Genomic DNA, 25192 nt, shown 5'->3' on the forward strand with positions numbered 1-25192 from the left:
TTCAGGAGTCCTTTCGGCTCGCGGGGTCTCGAGACGGTCGCTGCGCGACCTCCTCGACCTCCGTGTGCCCGTCGGTCGAGGAGCTCGCTCCGCGAGCGTCACGAGACCCCATGAGGTCGACGAAGCGGTCGAACAGGTAGGCGGCATCGTGCGGCCCGGCGGCGGCCTCGGGGTGGTACTGCACCGAGAACGCCTTCAACCTGCCCTCCGCGTCGCGCAGCTCGAGGCCCTCGACGACGTCGTCGTTGAGGCAGACGTGGCTGACCGTGGCGCTGCCGTACGGCGTCTCGGTCGCCTCGTCCAGCGGCGCGTCCACCGCGAACCCGTGGTTGTGGGCGGTGACCTCGACCTTGCCGGTCGTGCGGTCCATCACCGGCTGATTGATCCCACGGTGCCCGTAGGTGAGCTTGTAGGTGCCGAAGCCGAGCGCGCGCCCGAAGAGCTGGTTGCCGAAGCAGATCCCGAAGTAGGGCGTGCCGTCGGCGAGCACGTCCTGCAATGTCGAGACGTCGGCGGTCGCGGGGTCACCGGGACCGTTGGAGAAGAACACGCCGTCGGGCTCCACCGCGCGCACCTCCTCGATGCTCGCCGAGGCGGGCAGCACGTGGACCTCGATCCCGCGCTCGGCCATCAGGGCGGGCGTCATGCCCTTGATGCCGAGGTCGAGCGCGGCGACCACCAAGGGCTTCTCGCCGGTCGGCACGTTGCGGGCCGGGACGACGTACCTCTTCTCGACGCTGACCTCGCCGGCCAGGTCGGCGCCCACCATCAGGGGCTGCTCGAGCACCCGGGCCAGCAGCGCCTCGGGGTCGGTCTCGTGCGTGGATATGCCGCAGCGCATGGCGCCGCGGTCGCGCAGGTGCCGCGTCAGGGCGCGGGTGTCGATGCCGCTGATGCCCACCACGCCCTGCGTGCGCAGCTCGTCGTCGAGCGAGCGACGGGAGCGCCAGCTGCTCGCCCGGCGGGCGGGGTCGCGGACGACGTAGCCGGCCACCCAGATGCGGCTCGACTCCGGGTCCTCGTCGTTGATGCCGGTGTTGCCGATGTGCGGGGCCGTCATCACGACGACCTGGCGGTGGTAGGAGGGGTCCGTGAGGGTCTCCTGGTAGCCGGTCATCCCGGTGTTGAAGACCGCCTCGCCGAACGTCTCGCCCTCGGCGCCGTAGGTCTCGCCACGGAACGTGCGCCCGTCCTCGAGAACAAGAATGGCCATCAGGCGTCGCCTTCCCAGAGCTTCCCGTCGAGAACCGTCGGACGTCCGCGCAGGAACGTCGCCTCGATCCTCCCAGGCAGGTCCATCCCGGCGTACGGGGTGTTCCGGGAGAGAGACGCGGACTCCGAGGCCACGATCGTTCTGGTAGCGGCCGGGTCGTAGAGCACGATGTTGGCCGGTCCGCCGACCTCGATCGGCTGCCCGTGGTCGGCCACCCGGCCGATCCGCGCCGGGGCGTAGGACATCCGCTCGGCGACGTCGGCCCAGTCGATCAGGCCGGGGTCGACCATCGTGTGCTGCACGATCGACAGCGCGGTCTCCAGGCCGAGCATGCCGAACGCCGCGGCGGCCCACTCGCAGTCCTTGTCCTCGTGCGGGTGCGGGGCGTGGTCGGTGGCGACGATGTCGATCGTCCCGTCGGCCAGCCCGGCGCGCAGCGCCTCGACGTCGCTCGCCGAGCGCAGCGGCGGGTTGACCTTGTAGATCGGGTCGTAGGTGGCCGCGAGCTCGTCGGTGAGGATCAGGTGGTGCGGGCAGGCCTCCGCCGTGACGTTCCAGCCCTTGCGCTTGGCGTCGCGCACGATCTCGACCGAACCGGCCGTGGAGACGTGGCAGACGTGCAACCGCGAGCCGACATGGGCGGTCAGCAGGCAGTCGCGGGCGATGATCGCCTCCTCGGCGACCGCGGGCCAGCCGGCCAGGCCGAGCCGGCCGGACAGCTCGCTCTCGTTCATCTGGGCGTCCTCGGTCAGCCGCGGGTCCTGCGCGTGCTGCGCGACGACGCCGTCGAAGGCCTTGACGTACTCCAGGGCCCGTCGCATCAGCAGCGGGTCGCTCACGCAGTGGCCGTCGTCGGAGAAGACCCGCACCCGGGCGGCCGAGTCGGCCATCGCGCCCAGCTCGGCGAGCTGCTCGCCCTGCAGGCCCACGGTGACAGCACCGATGGGGTAGACGTCGCAGTGGCCGGCCTCGCGCCCGAGCCGCCAGACCTGCTCGACCACGCCCGCGGTGTCGGCCACGGGGTTGGTGTTGGCCATCGCGTGCACCGCGGTGAAGCCGCCGAGCGCGGCGGCGCGGGTGCCGGTGTCGACCGTCTCGGCGTCCTCGCGGCCCGGCTCCCGCAGGTGGGTGTGCAGGTCCACCAGGCCCGGCAGCGCGATCAGCCCGTCGGCCTCGACCACCTCTGCGCCCTCCCCAGCGAGGCCGGCGCCGATGGCCGCCACCTTGCCGTCCTCGATCAGGAGGTCGGTGGGCTCGCCACCGAGGATCCGCGCGTTCTTGATCAGGTAGCTCACTCGTTGTTCTCGCTTTCGGATCCCCCGAGCAGGAGGTAGAGGACGGCCATGCGGACGGCGACACCGTTGGTCACCTGCTCGACGATCACCGACCGGGCGGAGTCGGCGACGTCGGCGGTGATCTCCATGCCGCGCACCATCGGACCGGGGTGCATGACGATCGTGTGGTCCTGGAGGGTCGCCATCCGGCGGCCGTCGAGGCCGTAGCGCCGCGAGTACTCCCGCGGCGTCGGGAAGAAGCCGCCCAGCATCCGCTCGCGCTGGACCCGCAGCATCATCACCGCGTCGACCTTCGGGATCACCGCATCGAGGTCGTACGACGTCTCGACCCCCCACGACTCCACGCCCACCGGCAGCAGGGTGGGCGGGCCGACGAGGGTCACGTCGGCGCCCAGGGTCTTCAGCAGGAGCGCGTTGGAGCGGGCGACCCGGCTGTGCAGCACGTCGCCGACGATCGCGACCCGGCGGCCCTCCAGGCCACCCTTCCGCTCCTCGCCGAGGTGGCGCCACAGGGTGAACGCGTCGAGCAACGCCTGCGTGGGGTGCTCGTGGGTGCCGTCCCCGGCGTTGACGACGCTGGAGCGCACCCAGCCGGAGTTGGCCAGCCGGTGCGGGGCGCCGCTCGCGCTGTGACGGATGACCACCGCGTCGGCGCCCATCGCCTCGAGGGTGAGCGCGGTGTCCTTGAGGCTCTCCCCCTTGCTGAGGCTCGATCCCTTGGCGGCGAAGTTGATGACGTCGGCCGAGAGCCGCTTGGCCGCGGCCTCGAAGGAGATCCGGGTGCGGGTGGAGTCCTCGAAGAAGAGGTTCACCACCGTGCGTCCGCGCAGGGCGGGCAGCTTCTTGATCGGCCGGTCGGCCAGCGAACGCAGCTCCGCCGCGGTCTCCAGGACCAGCTCGGCGTCGTCGCGGCTCAGGTCCGCCGCGCTCAGGAGGTGCCGCTTCACTCCGCCACCTCCCCCTTCGGCTCGATGGAGACGGCGTCGATGCCGTCCTCCTCCAGGTCCGCGAGCCGCACGCTCACCCGCTCGGCGAGCGAGGTCGGCAGGTTCTTGCCCACGAAGTCGGCCCTGATCGGGAGCTCGCGGTGGCCGCGGTCCACGAGCACGGCGAGCTGCACGGCACGGGGGCGGCCGACGTCGTTGAGCGCGTCGAGCGCCGCACGGATGGTGCGGCCGGAGTAGAGCACGTCGTCGACGAGCACCACGACCTTGCCGTCGATCCCGCCCGGCGGGATCTCGGTCGGCAGCAGCGCGCGGGCCGGCTTCATGCGCAGGTCGTCGCGGTACATCGTGATGTCGAGCGAGCCGACGGGGACGTCGTACTCCTCGACCTGGGACATGCGGTCGGCGATCCGGCGCGCGAGCGGGACGCCGCGCCGCGGGATGCCGAGGAGCACGAGGTCGCCCGCGCCCTTGTTGCGCTCGAGGATCTCGTGGGAGATCCGCGTGAGAGCCCGGGCGATGTCACGGGCGTCCAGAACGGTGCGGCCGGGTGACCCCTGGTGCGTCCTCGGGGTCTGCTGGGCAGACAAGGCTGACCGAACCTCCTTCTCCGCCTCACGGGACGGCTCGTTAAAGGATGTCGAACGTTGCCACCCTACCGCCGACCCGGCTCCGAGCTGAAGCCGGGTCGGCGTGTTCAGGCCTTCTTCAGTCGGGCGATCACCCCGTCGACGTCGGCCTGCAGCATCTCGCGGCGCACGAAGTGGGCGCCCGGGAGCTCGTGCCACTCGTGCGGGATCCCGCGCTGGGCCAGCAGGCCCCGGAATTCGCGCTGCCCGTTGCGGACCGGCGTCTCGTTGACGTCCTCGTCGAGCCCGCAGACCAGGAAGATCCGTTTGTTGCGGTAGCTCTCGAGCCGCTCGACGGGGTTGTCGGCGGTGACCCGGCCCTGGTCCCAGAACGGCTCGCCGTAGACGGTGCCGCCCGCGAGGTCGGTCCACTGTGCGCTCGTGTTGGCCCAGTGCACGACGAGACCGCCGTCGCGGCGCAGGCTGGCCGGACCGGAGTGGGCGCTGACCGAGGCGAAGTGGCCGTAGTACTTCGCGGCGTACTTCAACGCGCCGAAGCCGCCCATCGAGAAGCCGGAGACCGCCCGCCCGTCGTACTCGGCGTAGGTCCGGAAGTTGGCGTCGACCCACGGGATCAGCTGGTTGATGTGGAAGGACTCCCAGTTGTGCGGTCCGGCGTACGACGACACCGGGTTGCAGTACCACCCGGCGGTGCCGCCGTCGGGCATGACGACGATGAGGTTGCGGCCGGCGGTGAGGCCCTGGATGTCGTCCTCCATGTCGAACTTGCGGAAGTCCTGGGCGCCGCCGTGCAGCAGGTACATCACCGGGTAGCGCTTGCCCGAGGTGTAGTAGTCGCTCGGGAGCAGCACGTTGACGCCGGGCTGCCAGGAGATGTTGCCGGTCGCGAAGCGGTAGTACTCCATCCGCCCGAAGGTGGCGTGGTCGGTGATCGTCAGGCCGAACCCGTTGCCGACCGCCCGCGCGGGTGCGGCGCCGAGACCGAGCGGGACGGCCGAGAGGGCGGCTGCTCCCCCGGCGAGCTTGAGGAGCGTGCGGCGGCTAGGGGCAGGGTGGGTGGTCATCGGGTCTCCTCCCGGGCAGGCGTGGTGCCCATCCTCGGCGGGTGCGGTGGGGCGGTCCATGACCTCACGGGCCGAACTGACCCGCACCTTGGGCCACCAGGTGGTACACCTACCCGGGTGAAGCTGGCCGAGTTCGACAGGCCGGCCGTCCCCGTGGGGTACGCCCAGCTGATCCTCGACGTGGCGGCCACCCACGACGTCGCGGGCGAGGACCTCCTCGACGCCGCCGGCGTCCCCGTCGCGCTGCTCGACGACCCGGGCGCCCGGCTGACCGCCTGGCAGGCCGGAGCACTCCTCCACCTCGCCGTGGAGATGACCGGGGAGCCGGCTTTCGGCTACGAGCTCGGACTCCACAGCAGCCCGACCTCCCACGGGATCATGGGCTACGGCCTCATCAGCTCGGCCACCGTGCGCCAGGCGATCGCGCTGGGCGAGCGGTACATGCCGGCCCGGCTGCCGATGGTCAGCATGGCGCTCTCCGTGGACGACGACCGCGGCGTGATCGAGGTCGAGGTCACCGCGCCGGTGGGTCGCGTGCGACAGGTCCTGCTCGACCTGTTCCTCGTCGGGGTCTCGCGGATGGCCCCGGTGGTCAACGAGCGCCGCCGCCTCCAGGAGCTGGAGCTGTGGTTCGACGGCACCGAACCCGACTACTACGCGCGCTTCGCCGACCGGCTGCCGGTGGCCCGGTTCGCCATGGGCGCCAACCAGGTGCGCTTCCCCGCCAGCGACCTCGACCTCCCGGTCGCGACCGCCAACCGGGTGACGGCGACCATGGTCGAGGAGCAGTGCCGCCTCGAGCTCGAGCAGCTCGGGCTGGGGCACGACCTGGTCGCCCAGGTCCGGGCCGCTCTCCGCGAGTCGCGCGACGAGGTCCCCGACCTCGAGACCGTCGCCGAGCGGCTGCACCTGTCCGGGCGCACCTTCAAGCGCAAGCTGCACGAGCACGGCACGTCCTACCGCGAGCTCGTCGAGGCGACCCGGCGCGCGGAGGCGATGCGGCTGCTCAACACCACGAGGCTCTCGGTGGCCCAGATCTCCGCGAGGCTGGGCTACGCCGACGCCAGCAGCTTCACCCGGGCCTTCCAGAAGTGGACGTCGACCACACCAGGAGCCTTCCGGACCGACAAATGACGAGAGACCCGGGGATTCGCCGCCCGGGCCTCTCGTCACTCATACGGTCGGTTACTTGAAGGCGTCCTTCACCTTCTCGCCGGCCTGCTTCAGGTTGGCCTTGGTCTGGTCGACCTTGCCCTCACCCTCGAGGTCGTCGTCACCAGTCGCCTTGCCCAGTGTCTCCTTGGCCTTACCGACCTTGTCGTCGGCGGCGTTCTTGAGCTTGTCGTCGTTGCCCATGACGTCTCCTCGTTGCTCGGCAATGTGCTGACGATCTCTCGATACCCGCCTTCACGACGTCGATCCGGGGCGATCTGACGCTCATTCGATCGGCTAGATTCGTCCGCTTCCGTCGTCAGCACGCATCGCGCGCCACTAGCCTGCGAACTCCCGGCCGGAGACACCACGCGCGGAGGTACTCGATGGCGTTCGTGGGCAGGGTCAGTGAGCTGGCGTCGCTCGCCGACGAGCTGCGCCGCGCCCGCGCGGGCGAGCCGCGGGTCGTGGTCATTGAGGGCGAGGCGGGCATCGGCAAGTCCACGCTGCTCGGTCGCTTCGCGGCGGACCTCGAACCAGCCCACGTCCTGCGCGCGGGAGCCGACGAGGCCGAGCAGCTGCTCCCCTACGGTCTCCTCACCCAGCTCGCAGGCGACCTCCTGCCCGAGGGCGCGGTCCCGTCGGGCTCGCTCGCCGCCGGCGCCGCCCTCGTCGGGACCCTCGGCGCCGCCCAGGGCGCGGAGGGTCGCCCCGTCGTCGTACTCGTCGAGGACCTCCACTGGGCGGACCAGGAATCGGCGGACGCCGTGCTCTTCGCCCTACGCCGGCTGCGCGCGGACCGCGTGCTCTTCGTGATCACCCTCCGCCCGGGTGGGCTGGCCAGGCTCGGTGACGGTTGGTCACGCTTCGTCGCGGGCGACGACCGCGTCACCACGGTCGGCCTGGGCGGCTTCGGTCCCGGCGACTTGGAGGAGCTCGCTGTCTCGATGGGTGTTCCCGGGCTCGGGAGGGAGGCTGCCGAGTCGCTGCTCGAGCACACCGCGGGCAACCCGCTCTACTGCCGCGCGCTCTTCGAGGAGCTCACGCCCGACGACCTGCGGCGCGCCCACCGTCGGGGCGTCCGCGCACCGCGCGCGCTCGCGGGCGTGATCGCCGCCAAGATCAGCGTCCTCTCCAGCGACGCGCGCGCGCTCGCCGAGTCGCTGTCGGTGCTCGGCCTGCGGTCGTCCCTGACCACCGTCGCCGCGCTCACCGAAGTGGCCGACGTGACCCTCGCCGTCGAGGAGGCCCAGGCCGCCGGCCTCCTGCGCGAACGCATGAGCGCGCTCGGCCGCGAGGTCGCGTTCGTCCACCCGCTGACGCGCCGCGCGGTGTACGACGACCTCCCGCCCACCCGCCGCTCGCACCTTCACCAGCGCGCCTCCGACGTCCTCGGCGGCACGGCGGCCCTCGACCACCGGGTCGCGGCCGCGGCGGGCACCGACGACCGGCTGGCCGCGGAGCTCGAGGAATCTGCGGGGACCGCGGCCACGGAGGGACGCTGGGCGCAGTCGGCGACGTGGCTCGCCCAAGCGGCGGCGTTGAGCGCCGACGTGCGCGACCGGGAGCGCCGCCTCCTCGACGCCTTCGAGGCGTCGCTGGCCCCAGGGGAGGTCGGGCCCGCGACCCCGTTCGAGTCCGTCGTGCTGACCCTGGACCGCGGCGCGAGGGCCGCCGGCCTGCTCGGCCACCTGGCAGTGCTGCGGGGCGACGCCGCCGCCGAGCAGCTCCTCCAGCACGCTTGGGCCACGCACGACCCGGCGATCGAGCCGCTGGTCGGCGCCGCGGCGGCAGCTGACCTTGCTCTCCTGACCCTCATCGCGTGCCGGGCGTCCGACGGGCTGGTGTGGGCGGACCGCGCAGTTGCTGCGGCGCAGGACCTCAGCATCGACTTCGCGGGTGTGGGCATCGTGATGGGAGCGGTCGCACTCTCGTTGCTGGGCCGCGCGAGCGAGGCCCAGACCCGGCTGGCGATCATCCCCGACAGTGCCGAGGACCTTCCGGACCAGGCGAGCGACGCCCTCGTCATGCGCGGCGTCGTCCGCATGTGGAGCGGGGAGCTGCGCGCGGCGCAGGCCGACCTGAACCTGGCCGCTGCGCGCCGCCTCGCCGGGGTCCCCTTGCGCTTCCTGGGCCAGAGCCTCGGCTACCTCGGTGAGGCCGAGTTCCGCTTCGGCGCGTGGGACGACGCGGTCGTGCACACCGAGCTCGCGGTCTCGCTGGCGCACTCCGCCGACAGGGAGCTCGACTACCCGTTCGTGCACGGCTACGCGGCCCTGGTGCCGGCGAGCCGTGGTGAGTGGGAGGTGGCGCAGCACCACGTGACGATCTCGCGCGGCATCGCCGAGCAGACCCGCGTTGCCGGGCACGCCGCCGTGGCCACCCTCGCCGGGGTCCTCCTGGCCGCCGCGCGCAACGACCCGGCTGGTGTCGTCGACGCCACCGTGCTCGTGCGATCGGTCGGCCAGATCGAGGCCTCCGGCCGCCCGGGCATCTACGACTGGCGGCCGTGGGAGGTCGAGGCGCTCATCGGCCTCGGCCGTCTCGACGAGGCCGAGCGCAGGCTCGATGAGTTCGCGGGCGTCATCCCCGACGGTCTGCGGTCGGCGGACGTGGCGCTCGCACGGCTGCACGGCGCCCTCGCGAGTGCTCGCGGCGACCACGACGCGGCAGCGGCGCACTTCGCCGACGCTTGGAAGGCTGCTGACCGGCTCGAGCTGCCGTTCGACGTGGGCCATCTCGCGCTCACCGACGGCCGCCGGCTGCGCCGTGCGGGGGATGTCGGCAGTGCGGTCCCGGTGCTGCAGAGGGCCCGTCAGACGTTCGCCCCGCTCCGGGCCAGGCCGTACGTCGAGGCCTGCGAGCGTGAGCTGGAGCTCTGCGGCGTCGCCCGCGACGTCCGGCGGGACGAAGGCGACTACGGGCTCACGCCGACCGAGCTCGTGGTGGCGCGGCTCGTGGCCACCGGCAGGAGCAATCGCGAGACGGCAGAGGAGCTCTACGTCACCGTGAAGACGGTCGAGTTCCACCTCCGGGGGGTCTTCGCGAAGCTCGGGATCAGCTCCCGTCAGCAGATCGCGGCCCGGCTCGAGGGCCACACCACGGCGGCGCCCACAGTCGGCGCCCCGAGCAAAACCTAGGGTCGATCCTAGGGTCGTCATCGGGGACACGGCGACCTTCCGCGTGCCAGCGTGCCGGTCATGGAGCACGCCACGTCGCCGGCCCTGTCCGCCGAGGCCGTCGACCTCGCCGTCCGCCTCGTCCGCACCCCCGACGGTCGTCTCGAAGGCACGCTCCACCGAACCGACCAGGCCGAGGAGATCGCGTTCTCCGGGACGCTCGACCTCCTCAAGGCCCTCGAAACCGCCCTCACCGCCTGAACCCCTCGGGAGCCTCTTTCATGCGCGCCATGACCACCCTCGTCGCCGCCCTCGTCGCCGCTCCGATCCTGGCGATCGGCGCGACCACCGCTCCCGCCTCGGCCGGACCGCCGGCGTCCGCGGAGTTCCGGGTGAACACCTTCACCACAGGCGATCAGATCGGCCCGAGCGTCGCCACTGACCCCGAGGGCAACGCGGTGGTGGTCTGGTCGAGCAGCGGTCAGGACGGCGACCTCGGGGGCATCTACGCCCAGAAGCTCACCGCTACCGGGGCCCCGGACGGCGCGGAGTTCCGCGTCAACCTGACGACCGTCGGGGACCAGTTCGATCCTGACGTCGCGATCGACGCCTCTGGAGACTTCGTCGTCTCGTGGACCAGCATCGGCCAGGACGGCAGCGGCCTGGGCGTCTACGCCCGACGGTTCTTCTCGGGGAGCAGGACACCGGGCAGCGAGGTGCGGATCAACGCGACGACGGCCGGCGACCAAGGCGACTCGAGCGTCGCGATCGATGCCACCGGGGATTTCGTCGTCACCTGGCTCAGCGGCCCCGACCTGTACACCGCCGACGTCTACGCGCGCCGCTATTCCGCCACCGGCGCTGCGCTCGGCGGGGAGACCCTCGTCAACATCACCACGGCAGGCAGCCAGTACGAGCCCGAAGTCGCGATGGACGCCAACGGGGCCTACGTGATCGCCTGGACCCACGCCAGCGGCGGGGCCAACTCGGTCTACCTGCGTCGTTACACGCGGACCGGGGCACCTCTGACGAACGAGTTCGTAGGCGACCTGACCAACATCGGCTCCGAGTACGAACCCAGCGTGGCCATGGATGCAGGTGGCGACTTCGTCGTGACGTGGACCGGATACGACGGGGATATCGGCGAGGACGACCCCAGCGGGGTCTATGCGCAGCGCTTCACCGGGATCAGCTCGCGTCAGGGCCCTGAGGTCCTGGTCAACACTGCCACCAGCGGCGACCAGACCGGATCGAGCGTCGCCATGGACGCCGACGGCGACTACGTCGTGACCTGGACGAGTGACGACGCAGATCTCTCGGGTGTGTTCACGCAGCGCTACACCGCGGACGGCGTCCGCGTGGGGCGCGAGACCCGAGCCAACCTGACGACGACGAGCTCCCAGTGGCTGGCGCAGGTGGGGCTGGACGCGGACGGCGACGCGCTGATCGCTTGGGACGGCAGCGGCCAGGACGGCGACGGTCGCGGCATCATCGCCCGGCGCTTCCGCGGGCACGACTCCGTGGACCTCCAGCTCCACCAGGTCGACACGGCCGACCCGGTGCCGGTGCTGGGCACGGTCACCTACCGCGCGCGAGTCACCAACCTCAATGACGCGAGCACGGGCACGGGCATCGCTGAGATCGACGCCGCGATCGGCGCCGCGACCGGTGTGTACGTCGTCAGCACGATCCCCGACGGCGCGACCTTCGCCTCCGCCTCGGGTGCGGGCTGGACCTGCACGCCCGGTGCAACCACGGTGAAGTGCCGCTACGGGGGACCTCTGGCAGCCGACGCCGAGTCGTCATGGCTCGCCCTCACCTACAACGTCCCGTCCGCCGCAGGCCCGCTCGTGCACCAGGCACGCGTCTACGAGGACCAGCTCGACGCCGTACCGGTCAACAACGGCGAGACCGAGGCGACCACGGCCATGTGCACCGTCCACTTCACCCAGGCGAGCGTCCCGACCAACGAGACCGGCTCCGTGCTCCTGCAGGTGGACCGGACCGGATCGGGCTGCGGTGCGTCCAGCGTCGAGTGGGACACCGTCGCCGGATCGGCGACACCCGGCACCGACTTCCAGGGCAAGGGGGGCGAGCTCGCGTTCAGCGACGGGGACGCGACGCGCCAGCTGGAGATCCCGATCTACCCCGACGCGTTGGACGAGCGCCTGAGCGAGGACTTCCAGGTCCGCCTGCACGACCCCCTCGACCTGATGCTCACCCACCCGGCTCTCGCGACCACGACGATCGTGGACGACGACGCGCCTCCACGCATCAACTTCGTTACCACCAGCGGGGCGGGCGCGGAGCCCGGCGCGCTCGTCGACGTCAGCGTGCGACTGTCGGCGGTGTCGGGCGTGCCGATCACGGTCAGCCTCACCCGCGGTGGCACGGCGACCTCAGGAGCCGACTACTTCGCGCCCACGAAGCTGACGATCCCCGCCGGCCAGCGCAGCGCCGACCTCACCATCGAGGTCGCCGACGACGCCACCGCGGAGGTCGACGAGACCGCCGTGCTCACCCTCGCCGCGCCGAGCGACGTGGTCCTCGGCTCTCTCAAGACCTACCAGCTGACCATCACCAGCGACGAGTGACCACCGTCCGGCTCAGGAGCTCACCATGAAGTCACGCCTCACCGCCGTCGTCACGACGGTCCTCGCCCCGCCCCTGCTGATGGTCGTGGCGAGCGCGCCTCCGGCGCACGCCGGACCGCCAGCGTCGTCCGAGGTCCACGTCAGCACCTCCACGTCGCTCGACCAGTCCGCGGTCTCGGTGGCGTCCGATCCGGCCGGCAACACCGTCGCCGTGTGGCGCAGCGAGCTCCAGGACGGCAGCATCGCGGGTGTCTACGCGCAGCGCTACGGCGCTGACGGCACCGCCCTGGGCAGCGAGACCCAGGTCAACGTCACGACGGCGGGCGACCAGAGCGAGCCCGACGTCGCGATGGATGCGAGTGGTGACTACGTCGTCACCTGGACCAGCGACGGCCAGGACGGGAGCGGCACCGGCATCTACGCGAGGCGCTTCGCCGCCGACGGGACCCCGATCGGTGGCGAGTTCCGGGTGAACTCCACGACCGCGGGCGCCCAGACGTCGCCGAAGGTGGCGATGGACGCAGCGGGCGACTTCGTGGTGACGTTCACGAGCGATGGACAGGACGGCAACCTGACAGGCGTCTACGCGCGTCGCTACAACGCGTCCGGCACGGCGCTGGGCTCGGCCACCCTGGTCAACCAGACCACCTCCGGGAACCAGGAGGACGCCGACGTCGCGATGGACGCCGCCGGCAACTACGCGATCGCCTGGACCGGAAAAGGATCCGACGCCAGCCTCGGAGTCTGGGCCCGACGTTACGACGCCACGGGGGTCGCCCAGGCGAACGAGACCAAGGTGAGCTCCGGCGGCGGGCTCTACCAGGTCAACCCCGCGGTCGCGATGGCCCCGGGCGGCGACCACGTCGTCGTCTGGGACAGCTACAGCCAGGACGGCGACTCCGACGGGATCTACGGCCAGCGGTTCAACGCAGGCGGCTCTCCCGTCGGCTCGGAGACCCGGATCAGCTCGACGATCACCGGCAGCCAATATGCGCCGACCGTCGCCATGGACGCCTCCGGCGACTACCTCGTCGGGTGGACGAGCGTCCCGCAGGACGGGAGCGGCGACGGCATCTTCTTCCGCCGCTTCACGGCTGCGGGCGCGTCCATCGCCGGCGAGACGCGGGCGAACGCGACCACGCACGGTGACCAGGCGAACCCGGCCGCAGCGCTGGACGCCGACGGGGACGCCTTCGTGGCGTGGGCGAGCGACGGCCAGGACGGCAGCCTCCGCGGCGTCTACGGTCGCCGCTTCCGGGGTCCCGACCCGGTCGACCTGCAGCTCGACCAGGTCGACGGCACCGGCCCGAGGCCCGTCCTCGGGCAGGTCACCTACCGCATCCGGGTGACGAACCTCGAGGACGCCTCCACCGACACCGGCGTGGCGGCAATCGACGCCGCCGTCGGCGAAGCGACGGGCGTCCACGTGATCAGCCAGGTCCCGGACGGGGCGACGTACGCCTCCTCCTCGGGCGTGGGGTGGACGTGCACGCCTGCGGCCACGACGGTGACGTGCCGCCTCGCGGGTGTCCTCGCCGCTGGCCGGACCGCCCCGCGGCTGGCGTTGACCTACACCCTGGGCGAGGCGGCGGGCACGATCCAGCACCAGGCCCGGGTCTACGAGGACCAGCTCGACACCGACGCCGCCAACAACGGCGAGACCGCGACGACCGACGTCCAGTGCACCTTCCAGCTCTCGCAGGCCGGCATCCTGACGCCGGAGGCAGGCGCTGCCACGCTCGAGGTCGACCGCACCGGTTCCGACTGCGGCGCGGGCGGCGTGTCCCTCGAGACCGTGGACGGCACGGCGGTCGCCGGCGCCGACTTCGACGAGACCGGCGGAGAGCTGCTGTTCGACCCCACGGACGTCTTCCGGCAGTTCGAGGTCCCGATCCGCGCTGACGCGATCGACGAGTCGAACGAGCAGCTCCGCGTCCGTCTCAGCGACCCCACAGGCGGTCTGCTCGGCCGGCCGTCGGTCGAGGTCGTCACGATCACCGACGACGACGCCGCCCCGCGGATCAACTTCACGACCGCCAGCGGCACCGGGGCCGAACCGAGCGCGCTGGTCGACGTCACCCTGCGGCTGTCGGCGGTCTCGGGACAGGCGGTGACGGTCAGCCTGACGAGGAGCGGTACGGCGACCTCGGGCGCCGACTACTACGCGCCGACGAAGGTCGACATCCCCGCCGGCCAACGCAGCGCCGACTTCACCATCGAGGTGACCGACGATGCCGTGCCCGAGGTCGAGGAGATCGCCAAGCTCACCCTGGCGGCTCCGACCAACGTGGTGCTCGGCTCGCTCAAGACCTACCAGCTCACCATCACCAGCAACGAGTGACCGCCATGAAGCCACGCCTCGCCGCCACCGTCACGATGGCGCTCGCCCTCTCCCTCCTCACGCTCGTGGCGACCACCGCCCCGTCGGAGGCGGGACCGCCCGCCTCCTCGGAGTTCCGGGTCAACACCACCACGGCTGGGGGCCAGGACGACCCCGCGGTCGCGTCGAACGCCGTCGGGGAGTCGGTGGTGGTCTGGGTGGGCGCGGGGCCGGACGGTGGCACGGCGATCTACGCCCAGCGGTACTACGCGGACGGCTCCCCGCGCGGAGCCGAGCTCCGCGTCAACACGACGATCGGGGACAGGTCCTTCCCCGACGTGGCGATGGACCCTGCGGGCGACTACGTCGTGACCTGGACCAGCGCGGGACAGGACGGCAGCGGCGACGGCGTCTACGCCCGCAGGTTCCCGATAGGCCGGGGGGCGAGCGGAGAGGTACGGGTGAACCCGAGCACCGCCGGCGACCAGCACTTCTCCACGGTGGCGATGGATGCTGCCGGCAACTACGTCGTCAGCTGGACCAGCAACCTGAACGATGGCAATGGGGACGCGATCTATGCCCGGCGGTACACCGCGGCCGGGGTGGGGTCGGGGGCGACCGTCGTCAGTACGGCGACGCCGTCGTCCGGCACGCACAAGGACTCCGACGTCTCGATGAGTGCCGCCGGCTCCTTCGTCGTCGCCTGGGAGTCCTACACGCAATACACGGCAGCGATCTTCGCCCAGCGCTACAACGCTGCCGGAGCGCCCCAGGGCCTCAAGACCCTGGTCAACTCCGGTGACGACCTGGTCCGGCTGGGAGCCGTCGCCATGGATGCGGTCGGCCGATACGCGATCGCGTGGATCGACCAACCGGACTACACGCTGGTCGATGTATACGTCCGGCGCTTCAACGCGTCCGGCATCGCCCAGGACAGTGGGACCCCGCTCGGTGGTGCCACTGCCGGCAACCAGGTGGACGCCCGTCTCGCGATGGACGCCTCCGGCGACTACCTCGTCACCTGGTCGACCGAAGCAGCCGGAGACGGGGACGACGTGTACGGTCGCCGCTTCACCTCGACGGGGACGCCGCAGGGCGCAGAGTTTCGCGTCAACCAGGTCGCCACGGACAACCAGTACCGTCCGGCGGTCGCTCTGGACGCGGACGGGGACGCCGTCGTGGCATGGGAGACCGCAGCGCAGTACTCGAGCGACTCCGATGTCTTCGCGCGACGCTTCCGAACGCTCAACGCGGTGGACCTGGGCGTCGATCAGGTCGACGATGTCGACCCGGCGCCCGTGCTGGGCCAGGTGACCTTCCGCGCCCGAGTGACGAACGTCGAGGACCCGTCGACCGAGACGGGAGTCACGGCCATCGATGCGGGCATCGGGGCGGCGACGGGCGTCTCCGTGGTGAGCACGATCCCGCGGGGCGCGACGTACGTCTCCGGGTCGGGTGACGGTTGGACGTGCACGCCGGCAACGGCGAAGGTCACCTGCCGCCTCGTTGGCGCGCTCCCCGCCGGGGAGGTCTCCTCGCGCCTCGCGGTGACCTACATGATGCCGGCCGGCGCCGACACCGTCTTCCACACCGCCCGGGTCGACGAGAACCAGCTCGACCCGGTCGCGTCCAACAACTCCACGACCGTCGCGACCGACGTCGAGTGCGTCGTCCAGCTCGCCCAGGCCGGGCTCTCCGTCGCCGAGGGCGACACGGCCATGGTCCAGGTCCAGCGGACCGGCACGGGCTGCGGGCCGTCGAGCATCGCCATCGACACCGTCGCCGGCACGGCCGTCCCGGGCACCGACTACGACGACACCGGCGGGGTCGTCCTCTTCGGGACGGGCGACACCACCAAGGTGGTCCAGGTCCCGATCACCGACGACACCCTCGACGAGAAGGACGAGACCTTCCGCGTCCGCCTCAGCGAGCCCGACGGCGCCCTGCTCGGCCAGCAACGGGTCGGGGTCACGACCATCGCCGACGACGACGACCCGCCCCGGATCAACTTCACGACGACCGACGGCTCGGGCGGCGAGCCCGGCGCCCTCATCGACGCGACCCTGCGCCTCTCGGAGGTCTCCGGCCGGCTGGTGACCGTCACGCTCGACCCCTCCGGCACCGCCACGGTCGGGGACGACTACTTCGCCCCGACCCGGGTCAGCATCCCCGCCGGCCAGCGCGAGGTCACCTTCACCATCGAGGTCGCCGACGACGACGTCGTCGAGAGCGACGAGCGAGCCTTCCTCACCCTCGCCAAGCCGGTCGCCGTCACTCCCGGCTCCCTCGCCACCTTCCAGGTCTACATCACCAGCGACGAATAGCCCGCCAAGCACAGGAGCACCACGATGAAGCCACGGCTCGCCGCCGCTGTCGCCACGGTCCTCGCCCTCCCCCTGCTGACCTTGCTGGGGAGCGCGACCCCGGCAACCGCCGGTCCTCCTGCAGGCCCGGAGATCCGGGTCAACACCGCTACCGCAGGCGTGCAGGAGCGCCCCGCCGTGGCCATGGACGCGGTCGGTGACTTCGTCGTGGCGTGGTCGGGCCACGGAGCCGGCGGGATCAACGGCATCTACGCCCAGCGGTACGGCGCCGACGGGAGCCCGCGTGGGGGCGAGATCCACGTCAACACGTTCTCCAACGACACCCAGTACGGCGCCAGGGTCGCGATGGACGCCGACGGTGACTTCGTCGTCGTCTGGCGGAGCGTCGGCCAGGACGGCGAATTCTCGGGCGTCTATGCCCAGCGGTTCAGCGCCAGCGGCACGCCTCAGGGGGTCGAGACGAGGGTCAACACCACCACGACCGGCTCCCAGGACTCCGGGAGCGTCGCGATGGACGCATCCGGTGACTACGTCATCGCGTGGGCGAGCTCCACCCAGGACGGCTCGCAGAGTGGCGTCTACGCGCAGCGCTATCGCGCCGACGGCACTCCTCAGGGAGTCGAGACCAGGGTCAACAGCACGACGGCCGGTTCCCAGGACGAACCGAGCGTCGCAGCTTCAGCCGGAGGCGACTACGTGATCACCTGGACCAGCGACGGCCAGGACGGCGACGCCGCCGGCATCTACTCCCAGCGATACCTCGCAGACGGAACCACCGACGGCTTCGAGACCCCGGTCAACACCACGACCGCAGGAGCGCAGTTCTGGGCTCGGGCCGCGATGGCGGCAGACGGGGACTACGTGGTCGCCTGGACCGGAACCGAGACCCCGGGAGCGTCCCAAGGGATCTGGGCCCAGCGTTTCAACGCGAGCGGGGTGCCCGTCGGTGCCGAGGTCCACGTCAACACCACGACCATGTACGACCAGTCCTTGGCGGAGGTCGCGATGGCGGCCGACGGCGGCTACGTGATCACCTGGCACAGCCCGGACGGGAATGACACCGGCATCTACTCCCGCCGCTACAACCCGGCGGGTTCCGCGCAGGGAGGCGAGTCACGGGTCAACACCACGACATCGCTCATGCAGCGGCAACCGACCATCGCCATGGACGCCGACGGCGACTACGTGATCGCCTGGACGAGCGACGCGCAGGACGGAGACTCGTACGGCGTCTTCGCGCGCCGGTTCCGCAGTGCCAACGGTGTCGACCTCGCCGTGACCCAGTCCGACGACGCCGACCTGGTCGCGGTCGGAGCCCCGGTGACGTATCGCATCCTCGTCGCGAACCAGGAGGAGCCGTCCCTCGACGTCGGTGTGCCGGCGATCGACCAGGCGGTGGGCCTGGCGACCGGAGCCTACGTGGTGAGCACGATCCCCGACGGCGCCGACTTCGTCACTGGTACCGGCAGAGGCTGGGACTGCACCGCGTTCGAGTCCCTGGTGCGGTGCCGGTACGGCGATCCACTCATGGCCGGCGAAGTCGCCCCACCGCTGTCGCTCACCTACGACGCGCCCAAGCAAGCGGGACCGATGCTGCATCGCGCCCGGGTGTACGAGCAACAGCTCGACCCCGACACCAGCAACGACACCGAGACGGAGCGGACTGCGGTGCGCTGCTCGATCGAGCTCGCCAACCCGTCCTACCCGACCCTCGAGGCAGGCACCCTGTCGGTCCTGGTCACCCGCCACGGCTCGGGCTGCGGCACCTCGAGCGTGCAGTACGAGACCGTCGGCGGCACCGCCACCGAGGGCAGCGACTACAGCGGGGTCGCGGACACGCTCACCTGGACCGACGCGGACACCGACCTCAGCTTCGCCGTGCCGATCCTTCCCGACTCGATCGACGAGAAGACCGAGCAGCTGAAGCTCCGGCTCTCCAACCCGACCGGCGCCGTCCTCGGCCGCCGCACGCTCGCCAACGCGAGCATCGCCGACAACGACCCGCCGCCGCGCATCAACTTCACGACCACCAGTAGCACGGCCGGCGAGCCCGGAGCACTGGTGCACGTCACGGCCGAGCTGTCCGAGGAGTCAGGCCAGCAGGTCACCGTCGACCTCACCCGCACCGGCACCGCGACCGCGGGCGCCGACTACTTCTCGGCGACCAAGCTGACCATCCCGGCCGGCCGCACCTCGGTCACGTTCACCGTCGAGGTCGTCGACGACCTGACCGTCGAATCCAACGAGACCGCGGTGCTCACCTTCGCCGCTCCCGTCGGCGCGACCATCGGTGGCCAGCGCACGTACCGGCTCACCATCACCAGCAACGACTGAGGCACCTCAACCGGTCAGCACGCCCGCGACCAGGTTGATCGTGGTGGCGAGGATGGCGGCACCGAAGGCGTAGGACAGCAGGCAGTGGCGCAGGACGATCGACCGCAGCTTCGGACCGGTGACCGCGGTGTCCGAGACCTGGTAGGTCATGCCGAGGTTGTAGCTGAAGTAGAAGAAGTCGCGGAACGCCGGCTCGGCCGGCTCCCCCGGCTCGGCGTTGAAGTCGATCCCGCCCACGGGCGCGGTGTAGTAGACGTGCGCGTAGCGCGAGGCGTACATCAGGTGCAGCTCGGCCCAGCTCATGAAGACAGCGAGCAGCGCCACCGCCGCCGAGGCGACCCGGCCGTCGTCGCGGTGGCTGACGAGCAGTGCGACCGTGCCGCCGAGCCCGCCCAGGGCGGCGGTGACGACGACGAGCTCGTCGACGAGCGGGCGGAAGTCCTCCCGTCCGACGTTGGCCCGGGTCTGTGCGGCGTCGAGCGGCCAGAGCGCGAGCCAGCCGGTCGTCACCGCCGTCGTCGCCGCGGTCGCGATCCCGACGAGCACGCCGAGCTGCGCCCACCACAGCACTCCGCCGGCAACGCCGGCGGCCGCGCCGACCGCGAGCGCGATCAGCAGCCGGGCCTTGATGCTCACGGGCACGGCCGGGTGTCCAGCCGCTCGACGCCGGCGTAGACGTTCATCGTGTCGCCCCGGAGGAACCCGACGAGGGTCAGCCCGCTCTCCTCGGCCAGCTCGACCGCCAGCGACGACGGCGCCGACACCGCGGCCAGCATGGGGATGCCGGCCATCACCGCCTTCTGCACGAGCTCGAACGAGGCCCGCCCGCTGACCATCAGCACCTTGCCCCGCAACGGCAGCTGGCCCTCACGGGCGGCGTGGCCGAGCACCTTGTCGACGGCGTTGTGGCGACCCACGTCCTCGCGCAGGCAGAGCAGCTCGCCGTCGGCGGAGAAGAGCCCGGCGGCGTGCAGGCCGCCGGTGCGGTCGAAGACGTCCTGCGCGGCGCGCAACCGGTCCGGCAGCGCCGCCAGCACCGCGGGTGACAGGCGGACGGGGTCGTCGGCGACCGACCAGGCCGACGCCGTACGCACGGCGTCGAGGCTCGCCTTGCCGCACACGCCGCAGGAAGAGGTCGTGTAGAAGCTCCGCTCGAGCGAGGCGTCGGGACGGGGCACCTCGGGCGCGAGACCGATGTCGACCACGTTGTAGGTGTTGATCCCCTCGGCCGTCGCACCCGCGCAGTAGCGGGCGGTGACCACGTCGCCGGCCGCGTGCACGACCCCCTCGCTGACCAGGAAGCCCACCGCGAGGTCGAAGTCGTCGCCCGGGGTCCGCATCGTCACCGTGAGCGGCCGGCCGTCGAGCCGGATCTCCATCGGCTCCTCCGCCGCCAGCGTGTCGGGCCGCCTGCTGACCTCGCCGTCCCGGATCCGTACGACGGGACGGCGTGCGGTCACTCTGCCCATGGCTCCAGCCGTACGACGATCCCCTTGTACGTCGGCGTGTTGCTCGCGTCGGCGACGGAGTCCAGCGCGACCAGCACGTTGGCCTCCGGGTAGTAGGCGGCCGCGGAGCCCCGGGCGGTCGGGTAGGACACCGTGCGGACCTTCTCGAGCCGACGCTCGGTGCCGTCGTCGCCCACACTGACGACATCGACGAGCGTCTGGTCGTCGAGGCCGAGCTCGAGAAGGTCCTCGGGATTGACGAACACGACCTGTCGGGAGTCGTGGATGCCGCGGTAGCGGTCGTTCAGCGCATAGGGGACGGTGTTCCACTGGTCGTGCGAACGGATCGACTGCAGCACCAGGTGGCCGGGCGGCGCCTCGATCATCGCGAAGTCGTTGCAGCTGAAGACCGCCTTGCCGCTGGGCGTCTTGTAGACGCCGCTGTTGACCGGGCTGGGCAGCCGGAAGCCTCCAGGTCGCGCCACCCGCTCGTTGAAGTCCTCGAAGTCCGGCACGACGCGCGCGATGCGGTCGCGGATGAGGTTGTAGTCGCGCTCGAAGTCCTCCCACGGGACCGACCCGCCCTCGCCCAGGGTGCGCCGGGCGAGCCGGCAGATGATCGCGACCTCGCTGAGCAGGTGCTTCGAGGCAGGGGCCAGCTTGCCGCGCGAGGAGTGCACCTCGCTCATCGAGTCCTCCACGGTGACGAACTGCTCCCCGGTCTCCTGCACGTCCCGGTCGCTGCGCCCCAGGGTCGGGAGGATCAGCGCCGTCTCGCCGACCACGGTGTGGGACCGGTTGAGCTTCGTGGAGACCTGGACCGTCAACCGGCACCTCCGCAGGGCCTCCTCGGTCACCGCACTGTCGGACATGGCTCGGACGAAGTTGCCGGCGACGCCCATGAAGACCTTCGCCTTCCCGTCACGCATCGCGCGGACCCCGCGCACGGAGTCGTAGCCGTCCTCGGTCGGGGGCGTGAAGCCGAACTCCTCCCCGAGGGCATCGATCCACGGCGGCACCTGCTCCCAGATGCCCATCGTGCGGTCGCCCTGCACGTTGCTGTGACCGCGGACGGGGCACACCCCGGCACCCGGCTTCCCGATGCTGCCCTTGAGCAGCAGCAGGTTGACGATCTCGCGGATCGTCGGCACGCCGTGACGGTGCTGGGTCAGGCCCATCGCCCAGCACACGATGATCTTGTCGCTGGCGACGATCCGCTCGTGCAGCTCCTCGATCTCGGCGCGGGTCAGCCCGGTCGCGCGGAGCACGTCGTCCCACTCCGTCGTCCGCACGTGCGCGGCGAACTCCTCGAACCCGGTCGTGTCGCGCGCGATGAACTCCTGGTCGAGCACTGTGCCGGGCGACTCGTCCTCGGCCTCGAGCAACAGCCGGTTGAGCGCCTGGAAGAGCGCGAGGTCGCCGCCGAGCCTGATCTGCAGGAACTGGTCCGCGATCGTCGTGCCGCGGCCGACGACGCCGCTCGGCCGCTGGGGGTTCTTGAACCGCTTCAGCCCGGCCTCCGGCAGCGGGTTGACCGCGACGACGGAGCCGCCGTTGTGCTTGGTCTGCTCGAGCGCCGTGAGCATCCGCGGGTGGTTGGTGCCCGGGTTCTGCCCGACGACCAGCACCAGGTCGGCCTCGTGGATGTCGTCGAGCGAGACCGATCCCTTGCCGATCCCGAGCGTCGTCCCGAGCGCCGATCCGCTGGACTCGTGGCACATGTTCGAGCAGTCCGGGAGGTTGTTGGTGCCGTAGAGCCGGGCGAACAGCTGCAGGAGGAAGGCGCCCTCGTTGTTGAGCCGTCCCGACGTGTAGAACATCGCCTCGTCCGGCGAGTCCAGCCCGTTGAGCTCGTCGGCGATCAGCCCGATCGCGTCGTCCCAGTCGATCGGCTCGTAGTGGGTGCCGCCGGGCCGCTTGACCATCGGCTCGGTCAACCGGCCCTGCTGGTTGAGCCAGTGGTCGGTCTGCCGGTCGAGCTCGGCGACCGGGTGCTCCGCGAAGAACTCGCGCGTCACCCGCCTCGTCGTCGCCTCGTCGTTGACGTGCTTGGCGCCGTTCTCGCAGTACTCGTTCTTGTGCCGCTTGTGCGGCTCGGGCCATGCGCAACCAGGGCAGTCGATGCCGTCGACCTGGTTGAGGTTGAGCAGCGTGAGGGCCGTACGCCGTGGGCTCGTCTGCGACAGGGAGTACTGCATCGCGTGCGCGACGGCCGGCACGCCGGCGGCCCAGCTCTTCGGAGGCGAGACGGAGAGGTCGTCCGTCGGGTCCTCGATCTCGGCCATGTGCGCTCTCCTCCGGCTCTCGCCCTCGTCGTGCTGCGGGCAGTACCCCTCCCGACAGTCTCGCAACGAGGTGGTTGGTGTCGATGACCTAGGGTCGGGACGTGGCCACCTCGGAGCCCAGCACCCGGTCCAACGGCGGCGAGAGCCTGCTCACCGTCGCGATCGCGTTCGCCGCCAACCTCCTGATCGCACTGGCCAAGACCGTCGCCGCCGTCGTCACCGGTTCGGCGTCGATGACGGCGGAGGCCGCCCACTCCTGGGCCGACACCGGCAACGAGGTGTTCCTGCTCGTCGGCGAGCGCCGGTCGGCGAGACCTCCGGACGCCGAGCGGCCCCTCGGCTACGGCCGGACCGGCTACGTGTGGTCGATGTTCGCGGCGTTCGGCCTCTTCAGCGTCGGCGCTGCCGTCTCCGTCTGGCACGGGATCCAGGCGCTCTCCGAGGGCGAGGCGGAGACCTCGTACACCTGGGCCTACGTCGTCCTCGGCGTGGCCTTCGTCCTCGAGGGTGTGTCCTTCGTGCAGGCCCTGCGCCAGACCCGGGCCGGGGCGTCCGCACGGCGCATCCACCCGCTGCGCTACATCCAGCTGACCTCCAACCCGCTGTTGCGTGCGGTCTTCGCGGAGGACCTCGCCGCCCTGGTCGGGATCGTGATCGCCGCGCTCGGGATCTTCCTGCACCAGGCCACCGGCGACCCCGCCTGGGACGCGATGGGCTCGATCGCCGTCGGCGTGCTGCTCGGCGCCGTCGCGCTCTTCCTGATCAGCCGCAACATGGACTTCCTCACCGGTGAGTCCGTCACCCCGCTCGCCCGCAACCGGGCGCTCACCGCGCTCCTCGAGCACCCCGAGATCGAACGGGTGAGCGGCCTGCACATGGAGTGGGTCGGCGCGGACCGGATCTTCCTGGTCGCCGCGGTCGACCTCGTCGGCGACGACGCCGAGTCCGACGTGGCCGCCCGCCTCAACCAGCTCGAGGACGCTCTCAACGAGCGTCCCGAGATCGAGCGCGCGGTGCTCACGCTCACGCGGCCCGACGACCCGACGTCGCTTCGCCCCCAAGAGCTGCCGCGCTGGTACAAGATGAGCTGATGGAGCCAGGACCAGCCCCCGACCGGGCCGTCGCAGTCGCTGAGCTGGTCGGCGCACTGCCCGACGGCGTGGTGGTGACGGGCGCGACGGAGGTCGAGAAGTATCGCGAGGACTTCGCGCGCGACGGCTCCGCCGGCACTCCGGTCGCGGTCGTGCGGGCCCAGACCGCCGACCAGGTCCAGGCCGCCGTGCGGTGGGCGGCCGCCCACCGCGTCCCGGTGGTGCCCCGTGGTGCGGGCACGGGACTGTCCGGCGGTTCCTCGGCAGTGGACGGGGGCATCACCATCTCGCTCGACGCGATGCGCGCGATCGAGATCGACCCGGCGTCGCAGGTGGCGATCGTCGAGCCCGGCGCGCTCAACGTCGACGTGAAGCGCGCGGCGGCCGAGCACGGTCTGTGGTACCCACCCGACCCGTCGTCCTTCGAGATCTGCTCCATCGGCGGCAACCTGGCGACCAACGCCGGCGGCCTGTGCTGCGTGAAGTACGGCGTCACGACCGACTACGTGCTCGGCATGGACGTCGTGCTGGCCGACGGCAGCCTGGTGCGCCTGGGCGGCAAGCAGATCAAGGATGTCGCTGGCCTGTCGCTGATGAAGCTGTTCGTCGGCAGCGAGGGCACGCTCGGGGTGATCACCCGCGCCGTGCTGCGGCTGATCCCCGGGCAGGTGGCCGGCGCGACCCTGGTCAGCAGCTTCGCGACGATGACGGCCGCGTCGGAGGCGGTCGTGGCGATCCGCAACCGGGTGCGCGCGTCGATGCTCGAGCTGATGGACAACACCACGATCAACGCCGTGGAGGACTGGCGCTCCCACGGCCTGGACCGGTCGACGGGCGCGTTGCTCATCGCCCAGTCCGACGCCCCGGGCCAGGCGTGCAGCGCCGAGATCGCGGTGATCGAGGAGTGCTGCACGGCGGCGGGAGCCACCGAGTCCTTCACGACGACCGATGCCGAGGAGGCCGCCCTCTTCGTGGCCGGTCGCCGCAACGCCTTCCACGCCCTCGAGCAGCGCGGGAGCGTGCTCTTCGAGGACGTCGGGGTGCCGGTGCCCGTCCTGCCCGACCTCGTCGACGGCATCGCGGGGATCGCCGACGGCTGCGGCGTCGAGATCGCCCTCGTGGCGCACGCCGGCGACGGCAACACCCACCCGATCGTCGTCTACGACGCCGCCGACGCGGCATCCGTCGCAGGCGCCCGCAAGGCCTTCGACGAGGTGATGGCCCTCGCCATCCGGCTCGGCGGCACGATCACCGGCGAGCACGGCGTCGGACGCGCCAAGCGGGGCGCCCTGCCCGCCCAGCTCGGCGACGACGTGATCGCCCTGACCTGGCGGGTCAAGGACGCCCTCGACCCCGACGGCATCCTCAACCCCGGCGCGGTGCTGCAACCCCGCGCCGGCGGTCGCCCCTGACCGGCGC

Annotated in this window: 18 protein-coding genes; 9 read left to right on the top strand and 9 right to left on the bottom strand. The window is 71.4% G+C overall.

Annotated features, from left to right (window positions below):
- Position 1 precedes the first annotated feature (1 nt).
- From carA to ACAX67_RS14625, 5 genes are all read right to left on the bottom strand, one after another.
- A complete protein-coding gene (carA, locus tag ACAX67_RS14605; RefSeq protein ID WP_370704601.1) occupies positions 2-1213 on the bottom strand; it encodes a glutamine-hydrolyzing carbamoyl-phosphate synthase small subunit in 1212 nt (403 codons plus the stop codon).
- Positions 1213-2508: a dihydroorotase gene (locus tag ACAX67_RS14610; RefSeq protein WP_370704602.1), complete on the bottom strand. Its 1296-nt coding sequence runs from the start codon at positions 2506-2508 to the stop codon at positions 1213-1215. The genes carA and ACAX67_RS14610 overlap by 1 nt, the downstream gene beginning before the upstream one ends.
- Positions 2505-3455, bottom strand: coding sequence for an aspartate carbamoyltransferase catalytic subunit (locus tag ACAX67_RS14615; RefSeq protein ID WP_370704603.1), 951 nt, complete (start codon positions 3453-3455; stop codon positions 2505-2507). Before ACAX67_RS14615 ends, ACAX67_RS14610 begins: the two co-directional genes overlap by 4 nt.
- Positions 3452-4042, bottom strand: a complete 591-nt coding sequence (gene pyrR / locus ACAX67_RS14620; RefSeq protein WP_370704604.1) for a bifunctional pyr operon transcriptional regulator/uracil phosphoribosyltransferase PyrR — start codon at positions 4040-4042, stop codon at positions 3452-3454. The genes ACAX67_RS14615 and pyrR overlap by 4 nt, the downstream gene beginning before the upstream one ends.
- 107 nt (positions 4043-4149) lie before the next feature.
- The gene (locus ACAX67_RS14625) at positions 4150-5106 is read right to left on the bottom strand and encodes an alpha/beta hydrolase (RefSeq protein WP_370704605.1); all 957 of its coding nucleotides are present in this window, start codon (positions 5104-5106) and stop codon (positions 4150-4152) included.
- 117 nt (positions 5107-5223) lie between these two features.
- Between ACAX67_RS14625 and ACAX67_RS14630 the strand changes: the two genes are divergently transcribed.
- A complete protein-coding gene (locus tag ACAX67_RS14630) occupies positions 5224-6240 on the top strand; it encodes an AraC family transcriptional regulator (RefSeq protein ID WP_370704606.1) in 1017 nt (338 codons plus the stop codon).
- Positions 6241-6291: 51 nt separating this feature from the next.
- On the opposite strand, the gene ACAX67_RS14635 is transcribed toward ACAX67_RS14630, so the two are convergent.
- The gene (locus ACAX67_RS14635) at positions 6292-6462 is read right to left on the bottom strand and encodes a CsbD family protein (protein WP_370704607.1); all 171 of its coding nucleotides are present in this window, start codon (positions 6460-6462) and stop codon (positions 6292-6294) included.
- Between the two features lie 182 nt (positions 6463-6644).
- On the opposite strand from ACAX67_RS14635, the gene ACAX67_RS14640 reads away from it, so the two are divergent.
- Genes ACAX67_RS14640 through ACAX67_RS14665 form a run of 6 tightly spaced genes read left to right on the top strand, consistent with a single transcriptional unit; the run spans position 6645 to position 18949 of the window.
- Positions 6645-9398, top strand: a complete 2754-nt coding sequence (locus ACAX67_RS14640) for a helix-turn-helix transcriptional regulator (RefSeq protein WP_370704608.1) — start codon at positions 6645-6647, stop codon at positions 9396-9398.
- A gap of 60 nt (positions 9399-9458) precedes the next feature.
- Positions 9459-9638, top strand: coding sequence for a hypothetical protein (locus ACAX67_RS14645; protein ID WP_370704609.1), 180 nt, complete (start codon positions 9459-9461; stop codon positions 9636-9638).
- Positions 9639-9667: 29 nt separating this feature from the next.
- The gene (locus tag ACAX67_RS14650; protein ID WP_370704610.1) at positions 9668-11971 is read left to right on the top strand and encodes a Calx-beta domain-containing protein; all 2304 of its coding nucleotides are present in this window, start codon (positions 9668-9670) and stop codon (positions 11969-11971) included.
- Between the two features lie 25 nt (positions 11972-11996).
- Positions 11997-14312 (top strand): Calx-beta domain-containing protein, encoded by a 2316-nt coding sequence (locus ACAX67_RS14655; RefSeq protein ID WP_370704611.1) that lies wholly within the window; start codon positions 11997-11999, stop codon positions 14310-14312.
- A gap of 5 nt (positions 14313-14317) precedes the next feature.
- A complete protein-coding gene (locus ACAX67_RS14660) occupies positions 14318-16615 on the top strand; it encodes a Calx-beta domain-containing protein (protein WP_370704612.1) in 2298 nt (765 codons plus the stop codon).
- Positions 16616-16639: 24 nt separating this feature from the next.
- A complete protein-coding gene (locus ACAX67_RS14665) occupies positions 16640-18949 on the top strand; it encodes a Calx-beta domain-containing protein (RefSeq protein ID WP_370704613.1) in 2310 nt (769 codons plus the stop codon).
- A gap of 6 nt (positions 18950-18955) precedes the next feature.
- Here the strand turns inward: ACAX67_RS14665 and ACAX67_RS14670 are convergent, their stop codons facing one another.
- The 3 genes from ACAX67_RS14670 to ACAX67_RS14680 are packed head-to-tail and all read right to left on the bottom strand — an operon-like array spanning position 18956 to position 22682.
- A complete protein-coding gene (locus ACAX67_RS14670) occupies positions 18956-19591 on the bottom strand; it encodes a DUF1345 domain-containing protein (protein WP_370704614.1) in 636 nt (211 codons plus the stop codon).
- The gene (fdhD, locus tag ACAX67_RS14675; RefSeq protein ID WP_370704615.1) at positions 19582-20418 is read right to left on the bottom strand and encodes a formate dehydrogenase accessory sulfurtransferase FdhD; all 837 of its coding nucleotides are present in this window, start codon (positions 20416-20418) and stop codon (positions 19582-19584) included. Before fdhD ends, ACAX67_RS14670 begins: the two co-directional genes overlap by 10 nt.
- The gene (locus tag ACAX67_RS14680; protein WP_370704616.1) at positions 20406-22682 is read right to left on the bottom strand and encodes an FdhF/YdeP family oxidoreductase; all 2277 of its coding nucleotides are present in this window, start codon (positions 22680-22682) and stop codon (positions 20406-20408) included. Before ACAX67_RS14680 ends, fdhD begins: the two co-directional genes overlap by 13 nt.
- Positions 22683-22783: 101 nt before the next feature.
- On the opposite strand from ACAX67_RS14680, the gene ACAX67_RS14685 reads away from it, so the two are divergent.
- Together ACAX67_RS14685 and ACAX67_RS14690 are read left to right on the top strand one after the other, a co-directional pair.
- Positions 22784-23773 (top strand): cation diffusion facilitator family transporter, encoded by a 990-nt coding sequence (locus ACAX67_RS14685; RefSeq protein WP_370704617.1) that lies wholly within the window; start codon positions 22784-22786, stop codon positions 23771-23773.
- On the top strand, positions 23773-25185 hold the full coding sequence (locus tag ACAX67_RS14690) for an FAD-binding oxidoreductase (RefSeq protein ID WP_370704618.1): 1413 nt from the start codon (positions 23773-23775) through the stop codon (positions 25183-25185). Before ACAX67_RS14685 ends, ACAX67_RS14690 begins: the two co-directional genes overlap by 1 nt.
- Positions 25186-25192: the final 7 nt, after the last annotated feature.

The organism is Nocardioides candidus, from assembly GCF_041321175.1.
Taxonomy (GTDB): domain Bacteria; phylum Actinomycetota; class Actinomycetes; order Propionibacteriales; family Nocardioidaceae; genus Nocardioides.

Bases quoted from the DNA above. Each gene is read 5' to 3' on its own strand.
- ACAX67_RS14625 (WP_370704605.1), bottom strand. From the start codon at position 5,106: ATGACCACCCACCCTGCCCCTAGCCGCCGCACGCTCCTCAAGCTCGCC.
- ACAX67_RS14650 (WP_370704610.1), top strand. From the start codon at position 9,668: ATGACCACCCTCGTCGCCGCCCTCGTCGCCGCTCCGATCCTGGCGATC.
- fdhD (WP_370704615.1), bottom strand. From the start codon at position 20,418: ATGGGCAGAGTGACCGCACGCCGTCCCGTCGTACGGATCCGGGACGGC.
- ACAX67_RS14690 (WP_370704618.1), top strand. From the start codon at position 23,773: ATGGAGCCAGGACCAGCCCCCGACCGGGCCGTCGCAGTCGCTGAGCTG.
- ACAX67_RS14635 (WP_370704607.1), bottom strand. From the start codon at position 6,462: ATGGGCAACGACGACAAGCTCAAGAACGCCGCCGACGACAAGGTCGGT.
- ACAX67_RS14645 (WP_370704609.1), top strand. From the start codon at position 9,459: ATGGAGCACGCCACGTCGCCGGCCCTGTCCGCCGAGGCCGTCGACCTC.
- ACAX67_RS14680 (WP_370704616.1), bottom strand. From the start codon at position 22,682: ATGGCCGAGATCGAGGACCCGACGGACGACCTCTCCGTCTCGCCTCCG.
- ACAX67_RS14655 (WP_370704611.1), top strand. From the start codon at position 11,997: ATGAAGTCACGCCTCACCGCCGTCGTCACGACGGTCCTCGCCCCGCCC.
- carA (WP_370704601.1), bottom strand. From the start codon at position 1,213: ATGGCCATTCTTGTTCTCGAGGACGGGCGCACGTTCCGTGGCGAGACC.
- ACAX67_RS14665 (WP_370704613.1), top strand. From the start codon at position 16,640: ATGAAGCCACGGCTCGCCGCCGCTGTCGCCACGGTCCTCGCCCTCCCC.
- ACAX67_RS14660 (WP_370704612.1), top strand. From the start codon at position 14,318: ATGAAGCCACGCCTCGCCGCCACCGTCACGATGGCGCTCGCCCTCTCC.
- ACAX67_RS14640 (WP_370704608.1), top strand. From the start codon at position 6,645: ATGGCGTTCGTGGGCAGGGTCAGTGAGCTGGCGTCGCTCGCCGACGAG.